This is a genomic window from Burkholderia sp. Bp8984, assembly GCF_003853755.1.
In the GTDB taxonomy this organism is placed as follows: domain Bacteria; phylum Pseudomonadota; class Gammaproteobacteria; order Burkholderiales; family Burkholderiaceae; genus Burkholderia.
Genome location: NZ_QTQN01000019.1, coordinates 1 through 22314, shown reverse-complemented (window position 1 = coordinate 22314; position 22314 = coordinate 1). Strand labels below are relative to the sequence as shown.

Here is a 22314-nt window from a genome sequence, read left to right as displayed (position 1 = left end):
TGCGGCCGCCCGCGCCGTTACAATCACGCGATGATTCCGCACGACCTCACCTTCGTCCTCGGCGGCGCGCGCTCGGGCAAGAGCGCGCACGCCGAGCGGCTCGCCGCCGACAGCGGCCGCCCCGTCACCTACATCGCGACCGCGGCCGCGACGGCCGCCGACGCCGAATTCGAACGGCGCATCGCGCATCACCGCGCGCGCCGGCCGGCCGACTGGGGTTTCGCCGACGCGCCCGTCGACCTCGCCGGCACGCTCGCGCGGCTCGACGATCCGCACGCGTGCCTGCTCGTCGACTGCCTGACGCTGTGGCTCACGAACCTGCTGTGCCCGCTCGACGGCGAACCGCTCGACGATGCGCAGTACGCGGCGCAGGTCGGGCGGCTCGAGCACGCATTGCGCGGCGCGCGTGCGAAGGTGATCGTCGTCAGCAACGAAATCGGGCTCGGCGTCGTGCCGCTCGGGTCGGTCACGCGCCGCTACGTCGACGAACTCGGGCGCCTGAACCAGCGCGTCGCCGCGCTCGCGACGCGCGTGACGCTGCTGGTCGCCGGGCTGCCGCTCGAACTCAAGGCCGGAGCGCCGTCATGCTGATGCTGTCGCTGCCGCTCGTCGCGATGCTCGCGGTCGCGGCCGCGATCGTCGATCGTGTGATCGGCGAACCGGCCGGCTGGCATCCGCTCGTCGCGTTCGGCCGGCTTGCCGCGCGCATCGAAGGCGCGCTGAACACGGGCCGGCGCGGCCGCGTGGTCGGCGTCGCCGCATGGGTCGCGGCCGTGGTGCCGCCGGTGGCCGTCGCCGCGTGGCTCGCGGCCGTGCTGCCCTGGCCGCTCGCGGCCGCGCTGCACGTCGCGCTGCTGTGGTTCGCGCTCGGCGCGAAGAGCCTCGCCGACCATGTCGCGCCGATCGCCGCCGCGCTGCTGCGGCACGATCTCGATGCCGCACGCGCGCTGACCGCACGGATCGTGTCGCGCGACACGAGCGCAGCCGACGAAGGCGCGCTGTCGCGCGCGGCCGTCGAATCGGCCCTCGAGAACGGCAACGACGCGATCTTCGGCGCGCTCTTCTGGTTCGTCGTCGCCGGCGGCCCCGGCGCGCTGCTGTTCCGGCTCGCGAACACGCTCGACGCGATGTGGGGCTATCGCACGCCGCGCTTCCTGACCTTCGGCTGGGCCGCCGCGCGACTCGACGACGCGCTCAACTGGATTCCCGCACGCCTCACCGCCGCGAGCTACGCGCTGCTCGGCGACACGGCCGCCGCGTGGCGCTGCTGGCGCACGCAGGCGCGCCACTGGGACAGCCCGAACGCGGGCCCCGTGATGGCCGCGGGCGCCGGCAGCCTGAACGTGCAGCTCGGCGGCCCGGCCGTCTATCACGGCGAAATCGAAGACCGTCCCGCGCTCGGCACCGGCGCACCGGCGACGGCCGCGCACGTCGTCGCCGCGCTGTCGCTCGTCACGCGCACGCTCGCGCTGTGGCTCGCACTGCTCGTCGCGAGCGGCGCACTCATCCTCGCAACCCATCATGTCTGACGCACGCATCCCGCACGGCGGCAACCTGCACGAAGCCGCGCGCCGCCACGGCATTCCGTATGACGCCTGGCTCGACCTGTCGACCGGCATCAATCCGGTCGGCTATCCGGTGCCGCCGGTCCCGGCCGACGCATGGCGCCGGCTGCCCGACGACGGCGACACGCTCGCCGCATGCGCGGCCCGCTACTACGGCGCACCCGATGCCGCGCACGTGCTGCCGGTCGCCGGCAGCCAGGCCGCGATCCGCGCGTTGCCCGCGCTGCTGCCGGCCGGCGACGCCGGCGTCGCGCCGCTCGCGTACGGCGAATACGCGCCTGCCTTCGCGCGCCACGGCCATCGTGTCGTCCCGCTCGACATCGCCTCGGACGCGTTGCCTGCGACGCTGCGTCACGTCATCGTCGGGAATCCGAACAATCCGACTGCCGAGTTCGTTCCGACCGAACGGCTGCTCGGCTGGCATGCGCAACTGTCGGCACGCGGCGGCACGCTGATCGTCGACGAGGCCTTCGCGGATACGGGCGCCACGCCATCGCTCGCGCAGTACGCCGATCGTCCGGGCCTCGTCGTGTTGCGCTCGGTCGGCAAGTTCTTCGGGCTCGCCGGCATTCGCGCGGGCTTCGTGCTCGCGCGTCCCGAGCTGATCGCCGCGCTGCGCGACATGCTCGGCGCGTGGACCGTCAGCGGCCCCGCGCGTCACGCGGTCGCCGCCGCGTTCGCCGACCGCGCATGGCAGGCCGCCGCGCGCGAGCGGCTCGCGGCCGACGGCGCACGCCTCGCCGCGCTGCTGCGCACACACGGCTTCGCGGTGCACGCGACGCCGCTGTTCAGCTGGACAGACGACCCGCGCGCCGCCGCGCTGCATACGGCACTCGCCACGCACGGAATCTGGACGCGGCACTTCGCGCAACCGTCGAGCGTGCGCGTCGGCCTGCCGGGCAACGAAGCCGAATGGCTGCGCGTCGCCGACGCGCTCGCGCAGTGCGTGCCGACGCTGCAACGGGCATCCGCATGAACGCCCGCCCGTTGCGCCGGTTGCCGGCGCTCGCGATGCTGGTCGCGCTCGCGCCCTTCGCTCACGCCGACATCACGACCCGCGACGATGCAGGCAATGCCGTCACGCTGCCCGCACCGGCGCAACGCGTGATCAGCCTCGCGCCGCATGCGACCGAACTGGTCTATGCGGCCGGCGGCGGCACGAAGCTGGTCGGCACGGTCACGTACAGCGACTACCCGCCCGCCGCGCAGGCCGTGCCGCGCGTCGGCGACAACAAGGCGCTCGACCTCGAGCGGATCGCCGCACTGAAGCCCGACCTGATCGTCGTCTGGCGGCACGGCAATGCCGAGCGGCAGACCGATGCGCTGCGTGCGCTGCACATTCCGCTGTTCTTCAGCGAACCGAAGCATCTCGACGACGTCGCGACGTCGCTGCGCCGTCTCGGCACGCTGCTCGGCACGGAACCGGTCGCCGACGCGGCCGCGGCATCGTTTTCGCGCAACATCGCGGCGCTGCGCGCGCGTTACGCGGCGCGCCCGCCCGTCACGATGTTCTTCCAGGTATGGGACCGGCCGCTGACGACGCTCAACGGCGCGCATCTGTTCAACGACGTCGTCACGCTGTGCGGCGGCCGTAACGTGTTCGCGGCGCTGAAGCCGCTCGCGCCGACCGTCACCGACGAGGCCGTGCTTGCGGCGAATCCGGAAGCGATCGTGACGACGAGCGCCGGCGCGACACGCTCGGACGCGCCGCTGCCGAGCCTCGCGCGCTGGCGTGCATGGCCCGCGCTGACGGCCGTGGCGCGCAACAACCTGTTCGCGATCGACGGCGATCTGCTGACGCGGCCGTCGCCGCGGATCGCGCAAGGCGCGGCCGCGCTGTGCGAGGATCTCGACGCGGCGCGGACGCGGCGGCCGGCGCGCTGATTTCGGGCCTTGATGCGCTAGCCCGCGTCAGACGAGCACGCGACTGCCTACGCGTCCCAGTGGACGACTTCCCACGTGCGGGCGGCATCCTCCATGCGCAACCAGACGACGCCGCCCGTCGGCACCGGTCGTGACAGCAGCGTATCGAGCGGCACGCGCAGCGCATGCGATGCGAAGGCGCGAATAACGCCCGCGTGCGTGATCGCCCATTGCGGCGCGTCGGCCTGTGCGACCTCGCCGGCCACGCGCGCCACGCGCTCGACGAACTGCGCGACACTCTCGCCGCCATGCGCGCACGCATGCATCAGGTCGGCCGCCCACGCATCGAGCGCGGCGCGGTCGATGTCGTCCCAGCGCTGCAGTTCCCACGCGCCGAAGTCCATTTCCTGCCAGCCCGCGTCGCGCCGCAGCGGCACGTCGAACGCGTGCGCAAGCCGCTCGGCGACCGACGCGCAACGCGTGAGCGGACTCGTCCAGACCTGCGCGGGCAACGGCGCCCCGAGCGCCGCCAGACGCTCGCGCATGGTCCGCGCCCCCGCCTCGGCCGGTGCGGCGAGCGGCACGTCGCTGCGTCCGTAGCACACGCCCTGCTCGACAGCGACGGCCGGATGGCGAATCAGGACGAGATCCATCCGAGCACCACGAGATAGATCGCCAGCTCGCTCAACTGCTGCGCGAAGCCGAGGCAGTCGCCCGTATAACCGCCGATCCGCTTCACGAAATAGCGGGCCGCCCATGCGCGCACGAGCACGAGCGCGACGACGGCCGCGACGCCCGCGCGCCAGTCCGGCCAGAACAGCCACGGCAACCCGAATGCGGCCACGACGCAGGCCGCGCGCGCGCCCATGCGCTGTGCAACCGGTTTTGCCTTGCCTTCCGGCCGGACGTAGTCGAGCGACATCAGCAGGCTCACGGCCGCCGCGCGGCTCGCCGCATGCGCGGCGATCATCGTCCACGCGGCGCGCAGCGGCGGCATGGCCGCGAGCGCCTGCCATTTCAGGCCGAGCGCGATCACGAGCGCGGCCGCGCCGAACGTGCCGATGCGCGAATCGTGCATGATCCGCAGCACGTCGTCGCGCGCGTAGCCACCGCCGAACGCATCGCAGCTGTCGGCCAGGCCATCCTCGTGGAATGCGCCGGTCGCGAGCAGCGTCGCGGCCATCGACAGCCCGACCGCGATCGACGCCGGCAGCACGCGCAGCGCCGCGAGATAGACGAGCGCGCCCCATGCGCCGACGCACGCACCGACCAGCGGGAAGTAGCGTGCGGCCTGATCGAGATCGCCGGCCGCGTAGCCGATCGCGCGCGGCACCGGCACGCGCGTGAAATAGCCGAGCGCGACGAAGAAGTAGCGCAGTTCGGCGCGTACGCCCTGCGCGCGTTCAGGCGTCACGATTGTCGACGCCCGCGGATTCGAAGCTCGCCATCTCGGTGAGGAACGCGGCCGCCGCGCGCACCAGCGGCAGCGCGAGCGCGGCGCCCGTGCCTTCGCCGAGCCGCAGGTCGAGCGCGAGCAGCGGCTTCGCGCCGAAATGCTCGAGCATGCGCCGGTGCCCGGCCTCGTGCGACGCATGCGAGAACACGCAGTAGTCGCGCACGCCGGGCGCGATGCGCTCGGCGACGAGCAACGCGGCCGTCGCGATGAAGCCGTCGACGAGGATCGTCATCCGCTCGCTCGCGGCCGCGAGATACGCGCCCGTCATCATCGCGATCTCGAAGCCGCCGAACGTCGCGAGCACGTCGAGCGGCGCGATCGCATGCGAATGCCGGACGAGCGCGCGGCCGAGCACCGCGCGCTTGTGCGCGAGCCCCTGGTCGTCGAGACCCGTGCCGCGCCCGACGCACGCGTCGATCGGCACGTCGAGCAGACGGCTCATCAGGCACGCGGCCGACGACGTGTTCGCGATCCCCATTTCGCCGAAGCCGATCACGTTCGTGCCGAGCGACGCGTGCACGCGCACGCGCGCGGCACCCGCGGCGAGCGCCGTCTTCGCCTCGTCGTGCGTCATCGCGGGTTCGACCGCGAAATTGCGCGTGCCGCGCGCGACCGGCAGCGACACGAGCCGATCGGACACCGGCAGCGGCGACGCGACGCCCGCATCGACGATCTCGAGCACGCTCTGCGCGACGCCCGAGAACGCATTGATCGCCGCGCCGCCGGCCAGGAAGTTCGCGACCATCTGCGCGGTGACCGACTGCGGATACGGGCTCACGCCCTCGGCCGCGATCCCGTGGTCGCCGGCGAACACGATCGTCACGGGACGCTGCACGTGCGGCCGCTCGGTGCGCTGGATCAGGCCGATCTGCAGCGCGAGCGCCTCGAGCTGGCCGAGGCTGCCGGGCGGCTTGGTCTTGTGATCGATCACATGCTGCAGACGCTTGCGCAGCGTGTCGTCGAGCGGCGCGATCGCGGGCGGGAAGTCGGTCGGGTTCGTCATCGGAAGGTTGCCTCGTTGGTGCGGCCGCTGCCGCGCATCGAAAGAAGGAAGTTCATCGTCGCTCGGGCCACGCGGGCAGCAGCGCATCGCGACCGTTCTCGCGGATCAGCACGAGCGGATAGCCGAACGCGTCGCTCGCGCGCGCCGGCGTCAGCACGTCGAGCACGGGGCCCGCCCACGCGTGGCCGCGGCCGTCGAGCAACAGCGCGTGCGTCGCGAAACGCCGCGCAAGATTCAGGTCGTGACACGAGAACAGCACCGTGCGCGGGCCCGCGTCGAGCCACGCGGCCAACGCGGTCAGGCCGTCGATCTGGTGATGCAGGTCGAGATGGGCGAGCGGTTCGTCGAGCAGCATCAGCGGCGCGTCCTGGCACAGCGTCGCGGCCAGCGCGACACGCTGCCGCTCGCCGCCCGACAGCGACAGCACGTCGCGCGACGCGAGCGCGCTCAGCCCGAACGTCGCGAGCGCGTCGCGCGCGGCCGCGCGGTCTGCCTCGCGCTCCCAGCCCCAGCCGCCGAGATACGGAAAGCGGTTGAGCAGCACAGTGTCGAATACCGTCGCGCTGAAAGCGTCGTGCAGTTGCTGCGGCATCAGCGCGCGGCGCCGTGCGAGCCGTTCGGGCGGCCAGGCGGCGAGCGGCCGGCCGTCGATCTCGACCTGCCCGCCGGCCGGCCGCTGCAGGCCCGCGAGCGTCGCGAGCAGCGTCGTCTTGCCGGCGCCGTTCGGCCCCGCGACGCACCAGATCTCGCCGGGCCGGAACACCTGCGTGAAGCCGTCGAGCAGGGTCCGTGCGCCGGCCCTCAGCGTGAGGTCGAGCGCCGCATAGGTCACGTCGCCGGCGGTGTGCGGTGCGGCATGCGTCATCGCATCGGTCTCCTCAGCAACATCCACAGGAACACCGGCACACCGATCAACGCGGTCATCACGCCGACCGGCAATTGCGCGGGCGCGATGGCGGTGCGCGCGAGCAGGTCGGCCGCCATCACGCCGCCGCCGCCCGCGAGCATCGCGGCGGGCAGCAGCATGCGCTGGTCGTTGCCGAATGCGAGCCGCAGCGCGTGCGGCACGACGAGGCCGACGAAACCGATCGTGCCGGCCGTCGTCACCGCGGCCGCGGCGGCCAGCGACGCGACGAGGTAGATCCGCATGCGCAGCCGCGCGACCGGCACGCCGAGCGCGAGCGCGGTCGCGTCGCCGCGCAGCAGCACGTTGAGTTGCGGCGCGGCCGGCAGCGCGACGCAGGCGGCCAGCAGCAGCGCGCCCCATGCGAACCAGGGCGCCGTCACGCCGTTCAGATCGCCCGTCAGCCAGAAGATGATGCCGCGCAGCCGCGCGTCGGGCGCGAGCGACAGCAGCAGCGTGACGAGCGCGCCCCACCCGGCCGCGATCACGACCCCCGTGAGCAGCAGCCGCGGCGACGCGTCGCGCGCATCGCCGCGCCACAGTTCGCGGCGCGCAAGCCTGAGCACGAGCGCGACCGACACGAGCGCGCCGGCGAACGCGGCCGCATCGACGAGCCACCACGCGGCGCCCGCGATCATCGCGACGAGCGCGAAGCCGGCCGCGCCGCCCGACACGCCGAGCACGTACGGCTCCGCGAGCGGATTGCGCAACAGCACCTGCAGCAGCGCACCGGCCAGCGCGAGCAGCGCGCCGCACGCGAAGCCCGCGAGCGCACGCGGCAGCCGCAACGTGCGCACGATGTCGGCGAGCAGTGCGTCGCCGCCGTGCGGCACGAGCGACGCGAGCGCCTGCCACGGCGACATCGGCACGCTGCCGATCGACAGCGACGCGACGAACAGCAACGCGACCACGGCCGCGAGCGCAACCCAGATCGCGGCGGCACGCGCGGCGCTCATGCGCCGCACGGCATCGCGCATGACGCGTGACGCTTTCGCTGACCGTCATGGCCGGCCGGGCGCGGCACCGGCGTCGCGCTCCGGCGTGTCGTAGGCATACGCAAGCTCGTCATCCTCGTCGAACAGGTTGTTGATGCGTGCACGGACGAACCGTGCCCGGTGATGTCATCGCACGCACGGTCAGGATGCCATGCGCGGCATGACGCATGATTCACGGCCGGCGACGCCCCATACCGCGCGCGACGATCGGCACCCGGATTCCGCATTTCGTCGCCCGGGACCCGCGATGCGGCGGCCGCGCGTGCCGGTCGCACCAACGTGACACGCGCGCGATCCGTCGAGCCGCATCCTCGCGCGGCCCACGTTCTGCGCAATATAGTGGAAGCCGCCGCAGCGGGTCGATCGGCATCGCGCTTGCGTCACCGTCAGGCACGCTCGGTGCGGCAACCACGGCGGCCGGCAGCAAGGGGACAGCGTCGCGCCACGCGACCGGGCGCGGTGCCGCGACGACCGGCGTCGTCGCCGATCCGGACGAATCGGCGTGCGCTGCGCTCCGCGCGATGGCGGCAGGCGACATTGCGCAGCGTGCGCCGCACGCCGTGCGGACGATTGGGGTCAGCATCGAAGACAAGTCCCGTGAAGCACTGCGCGCCCCGCTTCCCCGCGGGCCGTGCGTCATGAAGCCGTGCAGGCTCCTCGCCTCGGCCGGTATCCGGGCTGGCGGCGTACCGGCTCGCCTTCCCGCGCGTATCACGCGCAGTGGCCCGCGCCAGCGTGCGACCTGCACGCGAAACGCGCCCGAGCCGGCCTGCGTCATGCGACGCGGCCGCTTACCGTTGCGGGGGCAGCGCAGGTTGGCGAACTCCGGGCGGAGCACGCGCCCTGCTTCCCGTTTAACCGCGCGACGCACGCGCGAGCACCGAGGCGGCGCCAGTTTAGGAGCGGGCCGCGCGAGCGTCAAGGAGGCGTCCGGACGCATGCGGAACACGTGCCGGACCCGTGTATTCGCGGCAAGAAGCGGGGGTGTTACGACTGGAAACGTTACAGATGTCGGAATGCGCGTTATTCCGCGCTAAAATGCTGGGTCTTTAGAGGACGCAGCAAATGCTCAACGAACTCGAAACTTTATCTCAAAATATTGGCCGTCTGATCTCGCTGAACAAGCGCTATCACTCGGAACGGCTCGCGCTCGAGGAGCAGGTCGCGCAATTGCGCGCGGAAGCGGACACGGTCCGCGCGGAACTCGCGCAACTGCGCGACGAACGCAATGCGCTCGCGGCCGAGCGCGACACGCTGTCGGCAAAGATCGACGACGCCCAGGTCAAACTGAATGCGATTCTCGAAAAGCTGCCGCGCACGAAGAGCGCGGAGCAAGCCGACAACCAGCTCGACCTGCTGGATGCGCAGGCGCGCACGGACAGCGACGACGCGGCCAGCCACGGAGAACATGCATGAGCACCAAGCAGATCGAAGTCTCGATTCTCGGTCAGCCCTATCGGCTCGCCTGTTCGGCCGAGACCGAAGCGGCGCTGCTCGAGGCCGTCGCACGCGTCGACGCAGAAATGTCGAAGATCCGCGCGAACAGTTCGGTGCGCGGCACCGACCGCATCGCGGTCATGGCCGCGCTGTCGCTCGCGTCCGAATTGCTGCGGCTGCAAACGAGCGTGCGTCACGGTGAAGCATTTCCGGCGGAAGAAATCCGTCGTACAATGCACCAGATGAACGAACAACTCGGCGCGGTGCTCGCACAGCACGAGACGCAGTAACGTTTGATCGATGCGTCGATTCCCCTTGATCTCGGCGATCAACGGTGGTCAAATTGGCGCAACGAAACACAGTTCAGTCAGCTTCCCTGCCTGGTTCGCCAAGGTCATATATTCCTTGAACCAATGCCATGTGCACGGTTGCGGAAATTTGTAGCACGGGCGCGCGCGTCACTCTGTCTGATGTACCCGAAGTGCTGCTAACTGCGACCAATTCTGAACCCCAGGTTCAGGATGCCGGCCTAGCGGCCAAGGCGGGGGCCTATTCAACGGCATCGGGAAGTCCCGATGCCGTTTCCTTTTGCAGCAGCCCTTTCTGCGTCGATCACGATCCATGCAATACTGGCTGATGAAGTCCGAACCGGACGAAGCAAGCATCGACGATCTCGCGCACGCGCCGCAGCACTCGCTGCCGTGGACCGGTGTGCGCAACTATCAGGCGCGCAATTTCATGCGCGACACGATGAAGATCGGCGACGGCGTGCTCTTCTATCATTCGAGCTGCCCGGAACCGGGCATCGCGGGCCTCGCCGAAGTCTCGTCGACGCCCTACCCCGACCCCACCCAGTTCGATCCGGCAAGCCCGTATTACGATCCGAAGTCGACGCAGGAGGCACCGCGCTGGCTGCTCGTCGACGTGCGCTTCGTGAAGAAGTCGCCGCTCGTGCCGCTCGCCGCGCTGCGCGAACACGACGAACTCGCCGACATGCGCGTGCTCGCACGCGGCAACCGGCTGTCGATCACGCCCGTCACGCGTGCCGAGTGGCGCTTCATCACCGAAAAGCTGATGAAGTAGGCGTACGCAGCAAGCACACGCCAAAGGTCAAATCCGGTCAACACGCGCCACCGCCACGGAACTCGCGGCGCGTTCGCGCAGCCTAAGCAACCGCTGTCGCCGCGATCGGGCGGCGGCCGTTTTTCGTCGCGCGGTACGCCCGCGTCGCGCACGCGTGATCCGCGTGCGCGCCCTCGCACAAGGAGTCCAACAATGACCAAGAAATCCGCACTCGCGCTGTCGCTCGCCCTCGCCGCCGTCGTGCCCGTCGCGCTGACGCTCGCGTCGCCCGCCGCGCATGCGCAGACCGCGAACCCGCACTTCCCGGAGCCGGCGGGCGTGCTGTCGCTGTCGTCGCAGGCCAGCGCCGACGTGCCGCAGGACATCATCCACATCACGCTGTTCTACGAACAGCAGGCGAAAGACCCGGGCAGCCTGACGTCGGCGCTGAACCAGCGCGCCGACGCGGCGCTGGCGCAGGCGAAGGGCGTGTCGGGCGTCACCGCGCACACCGGCGCGTTCTCCGTCTATCCGAGCACCGATCGCGACGGGAAGATCTCCGCATGGCGCGGTCGTACCGAAGTCGTGCTCGAATCGCGCGATTTCGCGGCGGCGTCGAAGCTCGCGGGCCAGTTGTCGAACCAGATGCAGATCGCGAACGTCGAGTTCTCGTTGTCACCCGAAGCGCAGCGCGCGGCCGAGCAGAAGCTCACGACCGAAGCGATCAAGTCGTTCCGCGCACGCGCGGACGAAGCCGCGAAGGCGTTCGGCTACAACAGCTACTCGATTCGCGACGTGAACGTCGGCGGCAGCCGCAACGTGCAGCCGTACCCGCGCATGATGGCGATGGCCGCCGCACCGATGGACAGCGCGAAGATGAGCGCGCCGATTTCGGTCGAAGGCGGCAAGGCGACCGTGTCGGTCACGGTCAACGGCTCGGTGCAGATGAAGTAACGCGCATTGCGCAACACGCGGCAGATGTGAAAACGCCGGCCCTCGGGCCGGCGTTTTTCGTTTGCGATCCTGCGATCGACGCGCACGCCGATCGTGCGCGTCCGCATCGCATCAGGCATCACGCATCACGTGCCATGCATCACACGACTCGCGCGTGACGCAACCGCATCACGCCGCGACATCACGCGACCGCATTCGCCGCGCGACGGCGATACGCCCACACCAGCAACGCGACGCCCGCGAGGATCATCGGCAGCGACAGCCACTGCCCCATCGACAGGCCGAGCGCGAGCAGGCCGAGGAAGTCGTCCGGTTCGCGCGCGAATTCGACCGTGAAACGCGCGAGCCCGTAGCCGATCAGGAACAGCGCGGAGATCGCACCCATCGGCCGCGGCTTGCGCGAGAAGAAGAACAGCACGAAGAACAGCGCAATGCCTTCGAGCGCGATTTCGTAGAGCTGCGAAGGATGGCGCGGCAGCATCTGGTACTGCATGAACACGTCGGCCAGATGCCACTTCTCGACGAGCGCCGGATGCTTCGGCAGCCATGCCGCGTCATCGCGCATCGCGCCCGGGAACAGCATCGCCCACGGCGCGTTCGGATCGGTCACGCGGCCCCACAGCTCGCCGTTGATGAAGTTGCCGAGCCGCCCGGCCGCGAGCCCGGTCGGCACCATCGGCGCGACGAAGTCGGTGACCTGCAGCCAGTGGCGCTTGCGCTGCCATGCGAACAGCGCCATCGCGAGCGTCACGCCGAGGAAGCCGCCGTGGAACGACATCCCGCCTTCCCACACCTTGAACACGTCGAGCGGATGCGAGAAGTAGAAGTCGGCCTTGTAGAACAGCACGTAGCCGAGCCGGCCGCCGAGCACGGTGCCGAGCACGCCGTAGAACATCATGTCGTCGATGTCCTTCGCGGTCCAGCCCTGCGCCGCGACGTGCGGCAGCTTCAGGCGGATCCGGCCGACGACGATCGCCGCGATGAAGCCGACGAGATACATGAGGCCGTACCAGCGCACGGCCAGCGGCCCGAGGTGGATCGCTACGGGGTCGAAATTCGGGTGAATGATCATGGGTTAGCGATGAAGTTTTCGAATGCGGTACGGCGCTCGCACCGGCGCCGCACCGCGCATTGGACGGCGCCGGCGCGCCATCGTTCGCGTCACGTGGCCAGCCCCTGCGCGCGCACGACGTCGATGAAGCCGGCGAGCACGGGGCTGACGTCGCCCGTGCGCCACACGAGGCCGGTTTCGACGACCGGCGCATCGCCGGCGAGCGGGCGGTAGACCACGCCGGTGCGCCGCAGGTTACGCAGCGACTGCGGCACCAGTGCGACACCCATGCCGGCCGACACGAGGCTGACGATCGTCTGCATCTGGATCGCCTCCTGGCCGATGCGCGGGGTTTCCCCCGCCGCGCCGTAGCAGCCCGTAATGATGTCATAAAAGCCGGGCGCCAAACGACGCGGGAAGATCACGAGCGGCAGCGCGGCCAGGTCGGCCAGATGCACGGGTTCGTCTTCGGACACGCCGTGCGCCGCGGCCGCCGGCATCGCGACCACCAGCGGCTCGCGCACGACCGGCAGGTACGACAGCCCGGCCGCGTGGCGCGGCGGCACCGGCGGAATCACGAGCCCCGCGTCGATGCGGCCCGCGACGAGTTCGTCGATCTGCACGTCGCTCGTCGCCTCCGCGAGCTGCAGCCGCACTTGCGGATAACGCGCGCCGAACGCGCGCAGCAGCGACGGCAGCAGCCCGTAATCGGCGGTCGACACGAACGCGAGCGACAGCGAACCGGCTTCGCCGCGCGCGAGGCGCCGTGCGAGCGGCGGCAGCGCGTCGGCCGACGCGAGCAGCCGGCGCACGTCGGGCAACAGCGCCGCACCGACCGCCGTCAGCGCGACCGAGCGCTTGGTGCGCGCGAACAGCGCGACGCCGAGCGTGTCCTCCAGCGCCCGGATCGCCTGCGACAGCGGCGGCTGCGTCATCGACAGGCGCTCGGCCGCGCGGCCGAAATGGCGCTCGTCGGCCACGGTCACGAAATAGCGCCACTGGCGCAGGTCCGGCGTCGGTTCGGCCATGTCTCACTCATTCGTAAAACGACTTAATAAGCGACAAATAATATATTGGACATCCCAAACCGGAAACTCCATGCTTGATTGATCCGAACCGGTGCGCCGATCGCGGGCGTCGCCAATACAACGATGGAGTCCCCCATGCCGTACAACCGTCGCTCGAAGCACATCACGCAAGGCGTGGCCCGTTCGCCGAACCGCTCGATGTATTACGCCCTCGGCTACCAGAAGGACGATTTCGACAAGCCGATGATCGGCATCGCGAACGGCCACTCGACGATCACGCCGTGCAACTCGGGCCTGCAGCGGCTGTCCGATGCCGCCGTCGCGGCGGTGAAGGCGGCCGATGCCAACCCGCAGATCTTCGGCACGCCGACGATCTCGGACGGCATGTCGATGGGCACCGAGGGGATGAAGTACTCGCTGGTGTCGCGCGAGGTGATCGCCGACTGCATCGAGACCTGCGTACAGGGCCAGTGGATGGACGGCGTGGTGGTGGTCGGCGGCTGCGACAAGAACATGCCGGGCGGGATGATCGCGCTCGCGCGCCTGAACGTGCCGGGCATCTACGTGTACGGCGGCACGATCCGCCCCGGCCACTGGAAGGGCCGCGACCTGACGATCGTGTCGTCGTTCGAGGCGGTCGGCGAGTTCACCGCGGGCCGGATGTCGCAGGAAGATTTCGAAGGGGTCGAGAAGAACGCGTGCCCGACGTCGGGCTCGTGCGGCGGGATGTACACCGCGAACACGATGAGCTCGTCGTTCGAGGCGCTCGGCATGTCGCTGATGTACTCGTCGACGATGGCGAACCCCGATCAGGAGAAGGTCGATTCGGCCGCCGAATCGGCACGCGTGCTGGTCGAGGCCGTGAAGCGCGACCTGAAGCCGCGCGACATCATCACCAAGGCGTCGATCGAGAACGCGGTATCGCTGATCATGGCGACCGGCGGCTCGACCAATGCGGTGCTGCACTATCTCGCGATCGCGCACGCGGCCGAGGTCGACTGGACGATCGACGACTTCGAGCGCATCCGCAAGCGCGTGCCGGTGATCTGCGACCTGAAACCGTCGGGCCAGTACGTCGCGACCGACCTGCACCAGGCCGGCGGCATCCCGCAGGTGCTGCGGATCCTGCTCGATGCGGGGCTGCTGCACGGCGACTGCATGACGATCACCGGCCGCACGATCGCCGAGGAGCTGAAGGACGTGCCGGGCGTGCCGCGCGCGGACCAGAAGGTGATCTTCCCGATCGATCGCGCGCTGTACAGGGAAGGCCATCTCGCGATCCTGAAGGGCAATCTCGCGGAAGACGGCGCGGTGGCGAAGATCACCGGCCTGAAGAACCCGGTGATCACGGGCCCGGCGCGCGTGTTCGACGACGAGCAAAGCGCGATGGACGCGATCCTCGGCGACCGGATCCGCGCGGGCGACGTGCTGGTGCTGCGCTATCTCGGCCCACAAGGCGGCCCCGGCATGCCGGAAATGCTCGCGCCGACGTCGGCAATCATCGGCAAGGGGCTCGGCGAATCGGTCGGCTTCATCACCGACGGCCGCTTCTCGGGCGGCACCTGGGGGATGGTGGTCGGGCACGTCGCGCCCGAAGCGTTCGTCGGCGGCACGATCGCGCTCGTGCAGGAAGGCGACTCGATCACGATCGACGCGCACCGGCTGGTGCTGCAGCTGAACGTCGACGATGCGGAACTCGCGCGCCGGCGCGCCGCGTGGAAGCAGCCGGCGCCGCGCTACACGCGCGGCGTGCTCGCCAAGTTCGCGGCGCTCGCGCGTCCGGCGAACCAGGGCGCCGTCACCGGCTGATGCGGCGCGCGGGGCATGCGACCCCATTGCGAACGGCCGCCGGGGAAACGCGCAAAACGCGCTTTCCCTTTGCTTTTATAATGCGCGGACCGTGAAGCCGGCCGTCTCCGCCGGCGGAGAACCGCATGAAACAGACGATATTGCGCGCGCTGCTCGTGGCGCTGCTGACCGGCAGCGCGGCGGCGGCACACGCCGACTCGGCCGGCGACGGGTTCGCGCTCGCGCAGCGCAAGAACTGCATGGCCTGCCATGCGGTCGGCAAGCCGCTGATGGGCCCGTCGTTCCACGACATCGCCGGCAAGTACGTGGCGCGCACCGACGCCGTCGATTACCTCGCGCAATCGATCGTGAAAGGCAGCGTCGGGGTGTGGGGTGGCGTGCCGATGCCCGCCAATACGCAGTTGACGAGCGCAGAAGCGCACACGCTCTCGCAATGGGTGCTGTCGCTGCGCTGAACCGGATGACCGGATGCGTGCACCGCGCGCCGCGCCTTGCGCCCGGCAGCGTTCCGCGCTTGTCGTTGCAACCGGCCGGCAATCGTCAGCGACGATGACTGGAGCCGCGCCCGCGGCCCCTGCGCACGAAACGTGCGGCGGGCTCAGCCTGAATGACCGGTCCGGCGGCGGGCGATCTCCGCATCGACCGCGTCGCGAACCCACTCCATCACTTCGGTTTCGAGCGCCAGCGCCACTTCGCGCGTGATCTGGCCGACGAGCCAGGCCGTATGGTCGTGCAACGCGTCGCGACAGCGGGCCTCGATGGCCTCGCGCCCTTCCCCGGTCAGATAATTCGTCAGCCGATTGCGCAGACGCTCGGCGATATGCTGCGTGTCCTCCACCGTCAGCGCGGCGGCTACATGCGCGTCCGGATGCGCGCCGGTGAGTTGAGCGGTAGCCAGCCCGCCGGCAGCCGGTGCAATCGCGTGGGACAGCATCGCTTCGCCAGCATCGCGCGGCATCGCGGCAACGCCGGCCTGCTGCGCGTCGTCGGCGGCCAGCGCGGAGCGCAGCGGCGCCTGCGCCGCGGCCGACTCCTCGGCGACGACGTGCCCGGCGGCACCGGGTTGCGCCGGCGCATCGCTGTCGCCCGGCAATTCGACGGTCGGGATGTCCGGCGTCGGCACCGGCTCGACCACCACGAATTCGGGGTCGGTGCGCGGCTGCTCCGGCGCGGCGGACGCCCGGGCCGGATGGCCTGATACCAGCACGTCGGTCAGCACCGGCACGGCGGCAACGTCGTGCGGCAGCTCATCGGCCGCGGACGAACGCGCCGGCACCGGCTTGCCCGGCACCAGCACGTCGGTCAGCGTCGGGATCGAAGAGGATTCGGCTTGTGTCACGGGAACGCTCCGTCGACGGTTTCGGCTAACTGCCCTGCTTGTAGTTGTTCAGCGCGTAGCCGCGATCGCGATAGAAGCGGTAGCGGTCGCGGCCCGCGGCCAGTTCGTCCGGCGCATTGCCGACCACTTCGAGCAGGCGCTCGAAGCGGGCGAACTGCGCGGGTACGGCCGCGCCGAGGTTCAGCAGCACATGATGATGCGGCGCCTGGTCGAGATCGGCGGCCAGCACGATCGGCGTGCCGGCCGCGTGCGCGCTGTCGACGCCGCAGTGCGGAATGAAATCGAGCGGCGAGAACGTCCAGAGCCGCTCGTCGAGCGCACGCAGGCGCGCGGGCTCCGCGAGCACGACGACCGGCTGCCCGGCCTGGTAGGCCTTGCGCAGCAGCCGGCATGCGTATGCGAGCGAATCGCCGACGTTCGAATGGAAATCGATTCGCGTCATTGCCCGCGTACCCGCATCGTCGTGAGACCTGCCATCACTGGCCGGCGCGGTCGATCAGGAACTGCGCGAGCAGCGGCACCGGACGGCCGGTCGCGCCCTTCGCCGCGCCACCCTTCCATGCGGTGCCGGCGATGTCCAGGTGCGCCCACGGATAGCTGTCGGTGAAGCGCGACAGGAAGCACGCCGCCGTCACGGCACCGGCCGGACGCCCGCCGATGTTCGCGATGTCCGCGAAATTCGACTTCAGCTGATCCTGGTACTCGTCGTCGAGCGGCATGCGCCATGCCGGATCGTTCGCTTCGCGCGATGCGTCGAGCAGTTCGCCAGCGAGTGCGTCGTCCTTCGAGAACAGGCCGCTGTTGTGGGCGCCGAGCGCGATCACGCAGGCGCCCGTGAGCGTCGCCACGTCGATCACCGCGGCCGGCTTGAAGCGCTCCGCATAAGTGAGCGCGTCGCACAGGATCAGGCGGCCCTCGGCGTCGGTGTTGAGCACCTCGATCGTCAGCCCCTTCATGCTGGTGACGATGTCGCCCGGCTTGGTCGCGTTGCCGCCCGGCATGTTCTCGCAGGTCGGCACGATCGCGACGACGTTGATCTTCAGGCCCATTTCGGCGACCGCACGCATCGTGCCGAGCACCGAACCCGCGCCGCACATGTCGTACTTCATCTCGTCCATGCCCTCGCCCGGCTTCAGCGAGATGCCGCCCGTGTCGAACGTGATGCCCTTGCCGACCAGCACGACCGGCGCGGCCTTCGCGGCGGCGCCCTGGTAGTGCAGCACGATGAACTGCGGCGGCTCGACCGACGCGCGCGCGACCGACAGGAACGAGCCCATCTTGAGCGCCTGGATCTGCTTCAGGCCGAGCACCTCGACCTTCAGACCCCAATCCTTCGCGATCTTCTTCGCGGTGTTGCCGAGATAGGTCGGCGTGCACACGTTGCCCGGCAGGTTGCCGAGGTCGCGCGTGAGATCCATCCCGTTCGCCAGCGCGACGGCCTGCTTGACCGCCAGCTTGGCGGCCTTCTCATCGGCCGGATCGACGCTGAACACGACGCGCTTGAGCGTGTGCGACGCCGGTTCCGGCTTGCTCTTCATCTGCGTGAAGCGGTAGGTCTCGTTGCGCAGCGCGAGAATCGCCGCCCGCACACCCCAGTCGGAGCCGCGCTCGTCGACCGGCAGTTGCGCGAGCGAGAACGTGACCTGGCCGACCTTGGTCGCGAGCAGCGCGCGCCATGCGGCCGTCACTGCGTCGTTGTAGGCTTTCTGATTGAAAGCATCCTGCTTGCCGAGGCCGACGAGCAGCACGCGCGATGCGCCGATGCCCGACACTTCGTGCAGGAACAGCGTCTTGCCGCGCTTGCCGTCCATGTCGCCGGCCTTCACCACGCGCGAGATCAGCCCCTTGGTGGCCGTGTCGATGTCGAGCGCCGCGCCCGAGAGAGTCTGCGCCTCGAAGATGCCGAGCACGATGCAGTCGGACTTCCCGGTCAGGAACCCCTTGGCCTCGCCTTTGCTCCAATCACAGCCTTTTATGCTAAAGTCCATCGCGCTTGTCCTCGGATAAAATCTGGGCTAAGGATGAAAGCCGCAATTATCCGCTATTTTTCCCGTGGCGGCGCGAGCGCTCCACCACGCGTGCGCAGCCTCCCGCCCTCTTCTCATCAAGAATGATCTTCGAACGCTCCCTCCAGCGCGAGCTTGCGTATACGGCTGGCGCCGTGTTCATGGTGCTGCTCACGATCATGCTCACGACGATGATGATCCGCATCGTCGGCTATGCCGCGTCCGGCGAAATCGATCCGCGCGACGTGCTCGTGCTGATCGGCCTGACCGTGATCGGCTACCTCGCCGTGATGCTCGTCGTCACGCTGTTCGTGTCGATCCTGTTCGTGCTGACCCGGTGGTACCGGGACTCCGAAATGGTGGTCTGGCTTGCATCCGGCGTGAGCCTCACGCGCCTGATCAAGCCGATCGGCGTGTTCGCCACGCCGATCGTCCTGCTGATCGCGTTCTTCGCGTTCGTCGGCTGGCCGTGGTCGAACCAGCAGAGCAAGATGATCAAGGCGCGCTTCCAGCAGCGCGACGAGATCTCGCTGCTCGCGCCGGGCCAGTTCCGCGAATCGGCCTCGAACCATCGCGTGTTCTTCATCGAGAAGATGTCGCCGGACCAGAGCAAGGTGCAGAACGTGTTCGTCACGTCGACCGAGAACGGCAAGGTCAACGTCGTCGTGTCGCACACCGGCCATACCGAAACGAAGGACGGAGATCGCTTCGTCGTACTGGAAGACGGCCGCCGCTACGACGGCACGCCCGGCCAGCCGAACTTCAAGATCATGGAGTTCCAGCGCTACGGCGTGAAGATCACGAGCACGCCGGTCACCAACGTGCCGACCACCAACAGCACGCCGACACCGGACCTGCTGCGCAACCCGACGCGCGACAACCTCGCGGAATTCGCGTGGCGCGCGGGGCTGCCGCTGATCGCGATCAACCTGATGGTGCTCGGCATTCCGCTGTCGTACCAGAACCCGCGCCGCAGCCGCACGATCAACCTCGTGATGGCCGTGCTGATCTACCTGACGTACTCGAACCTGCTGAACGTCGTGCAGGCACAGATCGAGCAGGGCAAGATGTCGTTCGGCGTCGGCCTCGTCGGCCTGCACCTGGTCGTCGCGGCGATCGTCGCGTTCATCTTCTGGTTGCGCGTGCGCAATCGTCCGCTGTTTACACGCGCGCTGTTCGGCCGCTCGGGAGCATGATCGATGCGGCTCTATGAAAAATACTTCGCGCGGCAGATCTACGTCACGTTCATCTTCATCCTGTTCGCGTTCTCGGGCCTGTTCTTCTTCTTCGACCTGATCAGCGAACTGAACTCGGTCGGGCACGGCAACTACAAGTTCGGCTACGCGGTGCTGCGCGTCGCGCTGCAGACCCCGTCGCGCTTCTACGAGATCATCCCGGTCGCCGCGCTGATCAGCGCGATCTACGTGTTCGCGCAGATGGCCGCGAACTCGGAATTCACGATCTTCCGCGTGTCGGGCCTCGCGACCAACCAGGCGCTGCGCTCGCTGCTGAAGATCGGCGTCCCGCTCGTGATCATCACCTACCTGATCGGCGAGTTCGTCGGCCCGTACGCCGACCAGCTGTCCGAACGCGTGCGGCTGCAGGCGCTCGGCGCGTCGGTGTCGTCGAACTTCCAGTCGGGCGTGTGGGTGAAGGACACGCTCGCGGCCCGCGAGAACGGCGAGCAGGTCACGCGCTTCGTGAACGTCGGCAGCCTGTCGCCCGACTCGACGATCAGCAACGTGCGCATCTACGAGTTCGACTCGAAATTCCAGCTGCAGAACGTGCGGATCGCGCAGACGGGCCGCTACGAGCCGCCCGGCCACTGGCTGCTCAAGGGCGTCACGGAAACCGAACTGACGCCGATCAAGCCAATCGGCGGCGAACCGGCCGACGCGCTGAACCCCGTGTACCGGTCGCAGCAGGTGACGCTGCCCGAATACCGGCTGCGCTCGGACCTGACGCCGCAGATCCTGTCGGTGCTGCTCGTGTCGCCGGAACGGATGTCGCTCATCAACCTGTTCCGCTACATCCAGCACTTGCGCGAAAACCAGCAGGACACGCAGCGCTACGACATCGCGCTGTGGCGCAAGCTGCTCTACCCGTTCGCGGTGTTCGTGATGCTCGTGCTGTCGCTGCCGTTCGCGTACCTGCACACGCGTGCCGGCGTGGTCGGCGTGAAGGTGTTCGGCGGCATCATGCTCGGCATGAGCTTCCAGCTGCTCAACACGCTGTTCTCGCACATCGGCACGCTGAACACGTGGCCCGCGCCGCTGACCGCGGCGACGCCGGGCCTCATCTATCTCGCGCTCGGCCTGTTCGCGCTCAAGTGGGTCGACCGGCACTGAGCGCGGTCACGACGGAGGCTTCGACATGAGTTCGCACGGCATCGTCCTGTTCGGCCACGGCGCACGCGATCCGCGCTGGGCCGAGCCGTTCGAGCGGCTCGCCGCGCGGCTGCGCGGGGCCGGCTCCCCTGCTCCGCACGTGTCGCTCGCGTTTCTCGAACTGATGACGCCGTCGCTCGATACGGCCGTCGCCGCGCAAGTCGCGGCCGGCTGCACGCGCATCACCGTGGTGCCCGTGTTCTTCGGTCAGGGCGGGCACGTCCGCCGCGACCTGCCGCAGCTCGTCGACGCGTGCCGCGCCACGCATCCGGGCGTCGAGATCCGTTGCGCGACGGCTGTCGGGGAAGACGACGGCGTGCTCGATGCGATCGCGCGCTACTGCATCGACCAGCTCGGCCGCGACGCGTAAGCGAATCGCTGATCGAAGCGGCGAGCCCAAACGAAAAAGCGCCGGCTTCGGAAGCCGGCGCTTTTTTTGCCTGCGGATCGCACGTTCGACTCAGGCCGCATCCTGCAACGCAGCGCCCTCTTTCGCGTGCCGCACGCGTTCGGCGAACGCATCGCCGATCATCAGCAGGCTCGGCTCCGCCGGGTCGAGCCACGCCTGCGCGCCGCCCGCCGCCATCTGCCCGAGCGTCAGCGTCAGCGTGCGCTCGCGCGCGGTGCTGCAAGCCTCGACGATCGCCACCGGCGTCGCGCTCGCACGGCCCGCGTCGATCAGTTCCTGCGCGATGCCCGGCGCACTGTCGCGGCCCATGTAGTAGACGATCGAATCGGCGCGCGCGGCCTCGCGAATCTCGTCGCTGCCCGGTGCGCGGCTGTGCGTCGCGAACGCGACGCTGCGCGACACGCCGCGCAACGTCAGCGAGCGCTTCAGCGTCGCCGCGCCGGCCAGCGCCGCGGTGATGCCCGGCACGACCTCGAAATCGATGCCCGCCGCTTCGAGCGCGCGCATTTCCTCTTCGGCGCGACCGAACAGCATCGGGTCGCCGCCCTTCAGGCGCACCACGCACGCGTGCTCGCGCGCCGCGTCGACGATCTGCTTGTTGATGAAATGCTGTGCGGTCGAACGCTGCCCGCAACGCTTGCCGACCGCGATCTTGCGCGCGTTCGGTGCGTAGTCGAGCATCGCCGGCTCGACGAGCGCGTCGTGCAGCACGACGTCGGCTTGCTCGAGCAGTCGCATGCCGCGCACCGTGATGAGGTCCGCGGCGCCCGGCCCTGCTCCGATCAGATATACCTTGCCCATGTTTGTCGCTTCGCTTGGGGTCCTGCTCGTGCGGACGGCCGGCCGGCCCGCGCCGCCGCGAGGGCGGCGCTGACCGCCGGTTAAGCCCGTTACGCCGAGAACGCCCGAATCATGCCGGCGGCGACCGTGTGGTGCGTCGCCTCGTCGATCAGCACGAACGCGCCCGTGCCCGGGTGCGCATCGTAGGTGTCGCAGACGATCGGCTTCTGCAGCGTCAGCGCGACGCGGCCGATGTCGTTCATCTT

General features: G+C 69.4%; 25 protein-coding genes, 1 other RNA gene and 1 riboswitch. Of the genes, 14 read left to right on the top strand and 12 right to left on the bottom strand.

The features are described from left to right. The first annotated feature begins 30 nt into the window (after nucleotides 1–30). Genes cobU through DID98_RS19800 form a run of 4 tightly spaced genes read left to right on the top strand, consistent with a single transcriptional unit; the run spans nucleotide 31 to nucleotide 3449 of the window. Nucleotides 31–591, top strand: a complete 561-nt coding sequence (gene cobU, locus DID98_RS19815; RefSeq protein ID WP_124488457.1) for a bifunctional adenosylcobinamide kinase/adenosylcobinamide-phosphate guanylyltransferase — start codon at nucleotides 31–33, stop codon at nucleotides 589–591. Then, nucleotides 585–1529, top strand: coding sequence for an adenosylcobinamide-phosphate synthase CbiB (gene cbiB / locus DID98_RS19810; RefSeq protein ID WP_124488458.1), 945 nt, complete (start codon nucleotides 585–587; stop codon nucleotides 1527–1529). Before cobU ends, cbiB begins: the two co-directional genes overlap by 7 nt. Next, nucleotides 1522–2541, top strand: a complete 1020-nt coding sequence (cobD, locus tag DID98_RS19805) for a threonine-phosphate decarboxylase CobD (RefSeq protein ID WP_124488459.1) — start codon at nucleotides 1522–1524, stop codon at nucleotides 2539–2541. Before cbiB ends, cobD begins: the two co-directional genes overlap by 8 nt. Further along, nucleotides 2538–3449, top strand: coding sequence for a cobalamin-binding protein (locus DID98_RS19800; RefSeq protein WP_124521545.1), 912 nt, complete (start codon nucleotides 2538–2540; stop codon nucleotides 3447–3449). Before cobD ends, DID98_RS19800 begins: the two co-directional genes overlap by 4 nt. A 47-nt stretch (nucleotides 3450–3496) precedes the next feature. On the opposite strand, the gene cobC is transcribed toward DID98_RS19800, so the two are convergent. Genes cobC through DID98_RS19775 form a run of 5 tightly spaced genes read right to left on the bottom strand, consistent with a single transcriptional unit; the run spans nucleotide 3497 to nucleotide 7747 of the window. Then, a complete protein-coding gene (gene cobC / locus DID98_RS19795) occupies nucleotides 3497–4081 on the bottom strand; it encodes an alpha-ribazole phosphatase (RefSeq protein WP_124571267.1) in 585 nt (194 codons plus the stop codon). Then, on the bottom strand, nucleotides 4066–4842 hold the full coding sequence (locus tag DID98_RS19790; protein WP_124521541.1) for an adenosylcobinamide-GDP ribazoletransferase: 777 nt from the start codon (nucleotides 4840–4842) through the stop codon (nucleotides 4066–4068). Before DID98_RS19790 ends, cobC begins: the two co-directional genes overlap by 16 nt. Continuing rightward, nucleotides 4832–5887 carry a nicotinate-nucleotide--dimethylbenzimidazole phosphoribosyltransferase gene (gene cobT / locus DID98_RS19785; protein WP_124488463.1) on the bottom strand — a complete coding sequence of 352 codons (1056 nt, stop codon included), beginning with the start codon at nucleotides 5885–5887 and terminating at the stop codon, nucleotides 4832–4834. Before cobT ends, DID98_RS19790 begins: the two co-directional genes overlap by 11 nt. Before the next feature lie 52 nt (nucleotides 5888–5939). Further along, on the bottom strand, nucleotides 5940–6752 hold the full coding sequence (locus tag DID98_RS19780; protein WP_124488464.1) for an ABC transporter ATP-binding protein: 813 nt from the start codon (nucleotides 6750–6752) through the stop codon (nucleotides 5940–5942). Continuing rightward, nucleotides 6749–7747, bottom strand: coding sequence for an iron ABC transporter permease (locus DID98_RS19775; RefSeq protein WP_124571266.1), 999 nt, complete (start codon nucleotides 7745–7747; stop codon nucleotides 6749–6751). The genes DID98_RS19780 and DID98_RS19775 overlap by 4 nt, the downstream gene beginning before the upstream one ends. A gap of 685 nt (nucleotides 7748–8432) precedes the next feature. Beyond that, a riboswitch (cobalamin riboswitch) is annotated at nucleotides 8433–8686 on the bottom strand. Between the two features lie 165 nt (nucleotides 8687–8851). On the opposite strand from DID98_RS19775, the gene DID98_RS19770 reads away from it, so the two are divergent. The 5 genes from DID98_RS19770 (at nucleotide 8852) to DID98_RS19750 (ending at nucleotide 11239) form a co-directional block, all read left to right on the top strand. After that, the gene (locus DID98_RS19770; protein WP_044845635.1) at nucleotides 8852–9202 is read left to right on the top strand and encodes an ATPase; all 351 of its coding nucleotides are present in this window, start codon (nucleotides 8852–8854) and stop codon (nucleotides 9200–9202) included. Continuing rightward, nucleotides 9199–9513, top strand: coding sequence for a cell division protein ZapA (locus DID98_RS19765; protein ID WP_011885730.1), 315 nt, complete (start codon nucleotides 9199–9201; stop codon nucleotides 9511–9513). Before DID98_RS19770 ends, DID98_RS19765 begins: the two co-directional genes overlap by 4 nt. An 80-nt stretch (nucleotides 9514–9593) precedes the next feature. Further along, nucleotides 9594–9775, top strand: a non-coding RNA gene (gene ssrS / locus DID98_RS19760) — 6S RNA. A gap of 69 nt (nucleotides 9776–9844) precedes the next feature. Then, entirely contained in the window at nucleotides 9845–10306 is a 462-nt protein-coding gene (locus tag DID98_RS19755) for an EVE domain-containing protein (RefSeq protein WP_044845634.1), read from the top strand. 192 nt (nucleotides 10307–10498) lie between these two features. After that, nucleotides 10499–11239 carry an SIMPL domain-containing protein gene (locus DID98_RS19750; RefSeq protein WP_124571265.1) on the top strand — a complete coding sequence of 247 codons (741 nt, stop codon included), beginning with the start codon at nucleotides 10499–10501 and terminating at the stop codon, nucleotides 11237–11239. Nucleotides 11240–11420: 181 nt separating this feature from the next. On the opposite strand, the gene lgt is transcribed toward DID98_RS19750, so the two are convergent. Together lgt and DID98_RS19740 are read right to left on the bottom strand one after the other, a co-directional pair. After that, on the bottom strand, nucleotides 11421–12311 hold the full coding sequence (gene lgt / locus DID98_RS19745) for a prolipoprotein diacylglyceryl transferase (RefSeq protein ID WP_044845632.1): 891 nt from the start codon (nucleotides 12309–12311) through the stop codon (nucleotides 11421–11423). An 89-nt stretch (nucleotides 12312–12400) separates the two neighbouring features. Beyond that, a complete protein-coding gene (locus DID98_RS19740) occupies nucleotides 12401–13318 on the bottom strand; it encodes a LysR substrate-binding domain-containing protein (protein WP_044845631.1) in 918 nt (305 codons plus the stop codon). Between the two features lie 135 nt (nucleotides 13319–13453). Between DID98_RS19740 and ilvD the strand changes: the two genes are divergently transcribed. Together ilvD and DID98_RS19730 are read left to right on the top strand one after the other, a co-directional pair. Further along, nucleotides 13454–15127 carry a dihydroxy-acid dehydratase gene (gene ilvD, locus DID98_RS19735; RefSeq protein WP_124488468.1) on the top strand — a complete coding sequence of 558 codons (1674 nt, stop codon included), beginning with the start codon at nucleotides 13454–13456 and terminating at the stop codon, nucleotides 15125–15127. Nucleotides 15128–15252: 125 nt separating this feature from the next. Continuing rightward, nucleotides 15253–15582: a c-type cytochrome gene (locus DID98_RS19730; RefSeq protein WP_124488469.1), complete on the top strand. Its 330-nt coding sequence runs from the start codon at nucleotides 15253–15255 to the stop codon at nucleotides 15580–15582. Between the two features lie 143 nt (nucleotides 15583–15725). Here DID98_RS19730 and DID98_RS19725 read toward each other — a convergent pair whose 3' ends face one another. The 3 genes from DID98_RS19725 to DID98_RS19715 are packed head-to-tail and all read right to left on the bottom strand — an operon-like array spanning nucleotide 15726 to nucleotide 18454. After that, nucleotides 15726–16466: a DUF2486 family protein gene (locus DID98_RS19725; RefSeq protein ID WP_124571264.1), complete on the bottom strand. Its 741-nt coding sequence runs from the start codon at nucleotides 16464–16466 to the stop codon at nucleotides 15726–15728. A 25-nt stretch (nucleotides 16467–16491) separates the two neighbouring features. After that, nucleotides 16492–16908, bottom strand: a complete 417-nt coding sequence (locus DID98_RS19720) for a DNA polymerase III subunit chi (RefSeq protein ID WP_006757287.1) — start codon at nucleotides 16906–16908, stop codon at nucleotides 16492–16494. A 34-nt stretch (nucleotides 16909–16942) separates the two neighbouring features. Further along, nucleotides 16943–18454 carry a leucyl aminopeptidase gene (locus DID98_RS19715; RefSeq protein WP_124521534.1) on the bottom strand — a complete coding sequence of 504 codons (1512 nt, stop codon included), beginning with the start codon at nucleotides 18452–18454 and terminating at the stop codon, nucleotides 16943–16945. Nucleotides 18455–18576: 122 nt separating this feature from the next. Between DID98_RS19715 and lptF the strand changes: the two genes are divergently transcribed. The 3 genes from lptF to DID98_RS19700 are packed head-to-tail and all read left to right on the top strand — an operon-like array spanning nucleotide 18577 to nucleotide 21229. After that, a complete protein-coding gene (gene lptF / locus DID98_RS19710) occupies nucleotides 18577–19668 on the top strand; it encodes an LPS export ABC transporter permease LptF (RefSeq protein ID WP_044845625.1) in 1092 nt (363 codons plus the stop codon). Between the two features lie 3 nt (nucleotides 19669–19671). Then, nucleotides 19672–20820 (top strand): LPS export ABC transporter permease LptG, encoded by a 1149-nt coding sequence (gene lptG / locus DID98_RS19705; protein ID WP_124488472.1) that lies wholly within the window; start codon nucleotides 19672–19674, stop codon nucleotides 20818–20820. 25 nt (nucleotides 20821–20845) lie between these two features. Beyond that, nucleotides 20846–21229, top strand: a complete 384-nt coding sequence (locus DID98_RS19700; protein WP_044845623.1) for a sirohydrochlorin chelatase — start codon at nucleotides 20846–20848, stop codon at nucleotides 21227–21229. Nucleotides 21230–21319: 90 nt separating this feature from the next. Here the strand turns inward: DID98_RS19700 and cobA are convergent, their stop codons facing one another. Together cobA and DID98_RS19690 are read right to left on the bottom strand one after the other, a co-directional pair. Then, complete coding sequence (gene cobA / locus DID98_RS19695; RefSeq protein ID WP_044845622.1) at nucleotides 21320–22069, bottom strand: uroporphyrinogen-III C-methyltransferase; 750 nt, start codon at nucleotides 22067–22069, stop codon at nucleotides 21320–21322. Between the two features lie 89 nt (nucleotides 22070–22158). Next, nucleotides 22159–22314 (bottom strand): elongation factor 1-alpha C-terminal domain-related protein (locus DID98_RS19690; RefSeq protein WP_409362342.1); only part of this gene is annotated, 156 nt, incomplete at its 5' end.

Excerpts from the sequence above, each read along its gene's own strand:
- lgt (WP_044845632.1), bottom strand. The coding sequence starts at position 12,311 with ATGATCATTCACCCGAATTTCGACCCCGTAGCGATCCACCTCGGGCCG.
- cbiB (WP_124488458.1), top strand. The coding sequence starts at position 585 with ATGCTGATGCTGTCGCTGCCGCTCGTCGCGATGCTCGCGGTCGCGGCC.
- cobD (WP_124488459.1), top strand. The coding sequence starts at position 1,522 with ATGTCTGACGCACGCATCCCGCACGGCGGCAACCTGCACGAAGCCGCG.
- DID98_RS19715 (WP_124521534.1), bottom strand. The coding sequence starts at position 18,454 with ATGGACTTTAGCATAAAAGGCTGTGATTGGAGCAAAGGCGAGGCCAAG.
- DID98_RS19720 (WP_006757287.1), bottom strand. The coding sequence starts at position 16,908 with ATGACGCGAATCGATTTCCATTCGAACGTCGGCGATTCGCTCGCATAC.
- ilvD (WP_124488468.1), top strand. The coding sequence starts at position 13,454 with ATGCCGTACAACCGTCGCTCGAAGCACATCACGCAAGGCGTGGCCCGT.
- lptF (WP_044845625.1), top strand. The coding sequence starts at position 18,577 with ATGATCTTCGAACGCTCCCTCCAGCGCGAGCTTGCGTATACGGCTGGC.
- DID98_RS19770 (WP_044845635.1), top strand. The coding sequence starts at position 8,852 with ATGCTCAACGAACTCGAAACTTTATCTCAAAATATTGGCCGTCTGATC.
- DID98_RS19755 (WP_044845634.1), top strand. The coding sequence starts at position 9,845 with ATGCAATACTGGCTGATGAAGTCCGAACCGGACGAAGCAAGCATCGAC.
- lptG (WP_124488472.1), top strand. The coding sequence starts at position 19,672 with ATGCGGCTCTATGAAAAATACTTCGCGCGGCAGATCTACGTCACGTTC.
- DID98_RS19740 (WP_044845631.1), bottom strand. The coding sequence starts at position 13,318 with ATGGCCGAACCGACGCCGGACCTGCGCCAGTGGCGCTATTTCGTGACC.
- DID98_RS19700 (WP_044845623.1), top strand. The coding sequence starts at position 20,846 with ATGAGTTCGCACGGCATCGTCCTGTTCGGCCACGGCGCACGCGATCCG.
- DID98_RS19775 (WP_124571266.1), bottom strand. The coding sequence starts at position 7,747 with ATGAGCGCCGCGCGTGCCGCCGCGATCTGGGTTGCGCTCGCGGCCGTG.
- DID98_RS19800 (WP_124521545.1), top strand. The coding sequence starts at position 2,538 with ATGAACGCCCGCCCGTTGCGCCGGTTGCCGGCGCTCGCGATGCTGGTC.
- cobU (WP_124488457.1), top strand. The coding sequence starts at position 31 with ATGATTCCGCACGACCTCACCTTCGTCCTCGGCGGCGCGCGCTCGGGC.
- DID98_RS19730 (WP_124488469.1), top strand. The coding sequence starts at position 15,253 with ATGAAACAGACGATATTGCGCGCGCTGCTCGTGGCGCTGCTGACCGGC.
- cobT (WP_124488463.1), bottom strand. The coding sequence starts at position 5,887 with ATGACGAACCCGACCGACTTCCCGCCCGCGATCGCGCCGCTCGACGAC.
- DID98_RS19765 (WP_011885730.1), top strand. The coding sequence starts at position 9,199 with ATGAGCACCAAGCAGATCGAAGTCTCGATTCTCGGTCAGCCCTATCGG.
- cobC (WP_124571267.1), bottom strand. The coding sequence starts at position 4,081 with ATGGATCTCGTCCTGATTCGCCATCCGGCCGTCGCTGTCGAGCAGGGC.
- DID98_RS19780 (WP_124488464.1), bottom strand. The coding sequence starts at position 6,752 with ATGACGCATGCCGCACCGCACACCGCCGGCGACGTGACCTATGCGGCG.
- cobA (WP_044845622.1), bottom strand. The coding sequence starts at position 22,069 with ATGGGCAAGGTATATCTGATCGGAGCAGGGCCGGGCGCCGCGGACCTC.
- DID98_RS19750 (WP_124571265.1), top strand. The coding sequence starts at position 10,499 with ATGACCAAGAAATCCGCACTCGCGCTGTCGCTCGCCCTCGCCGCCGTC.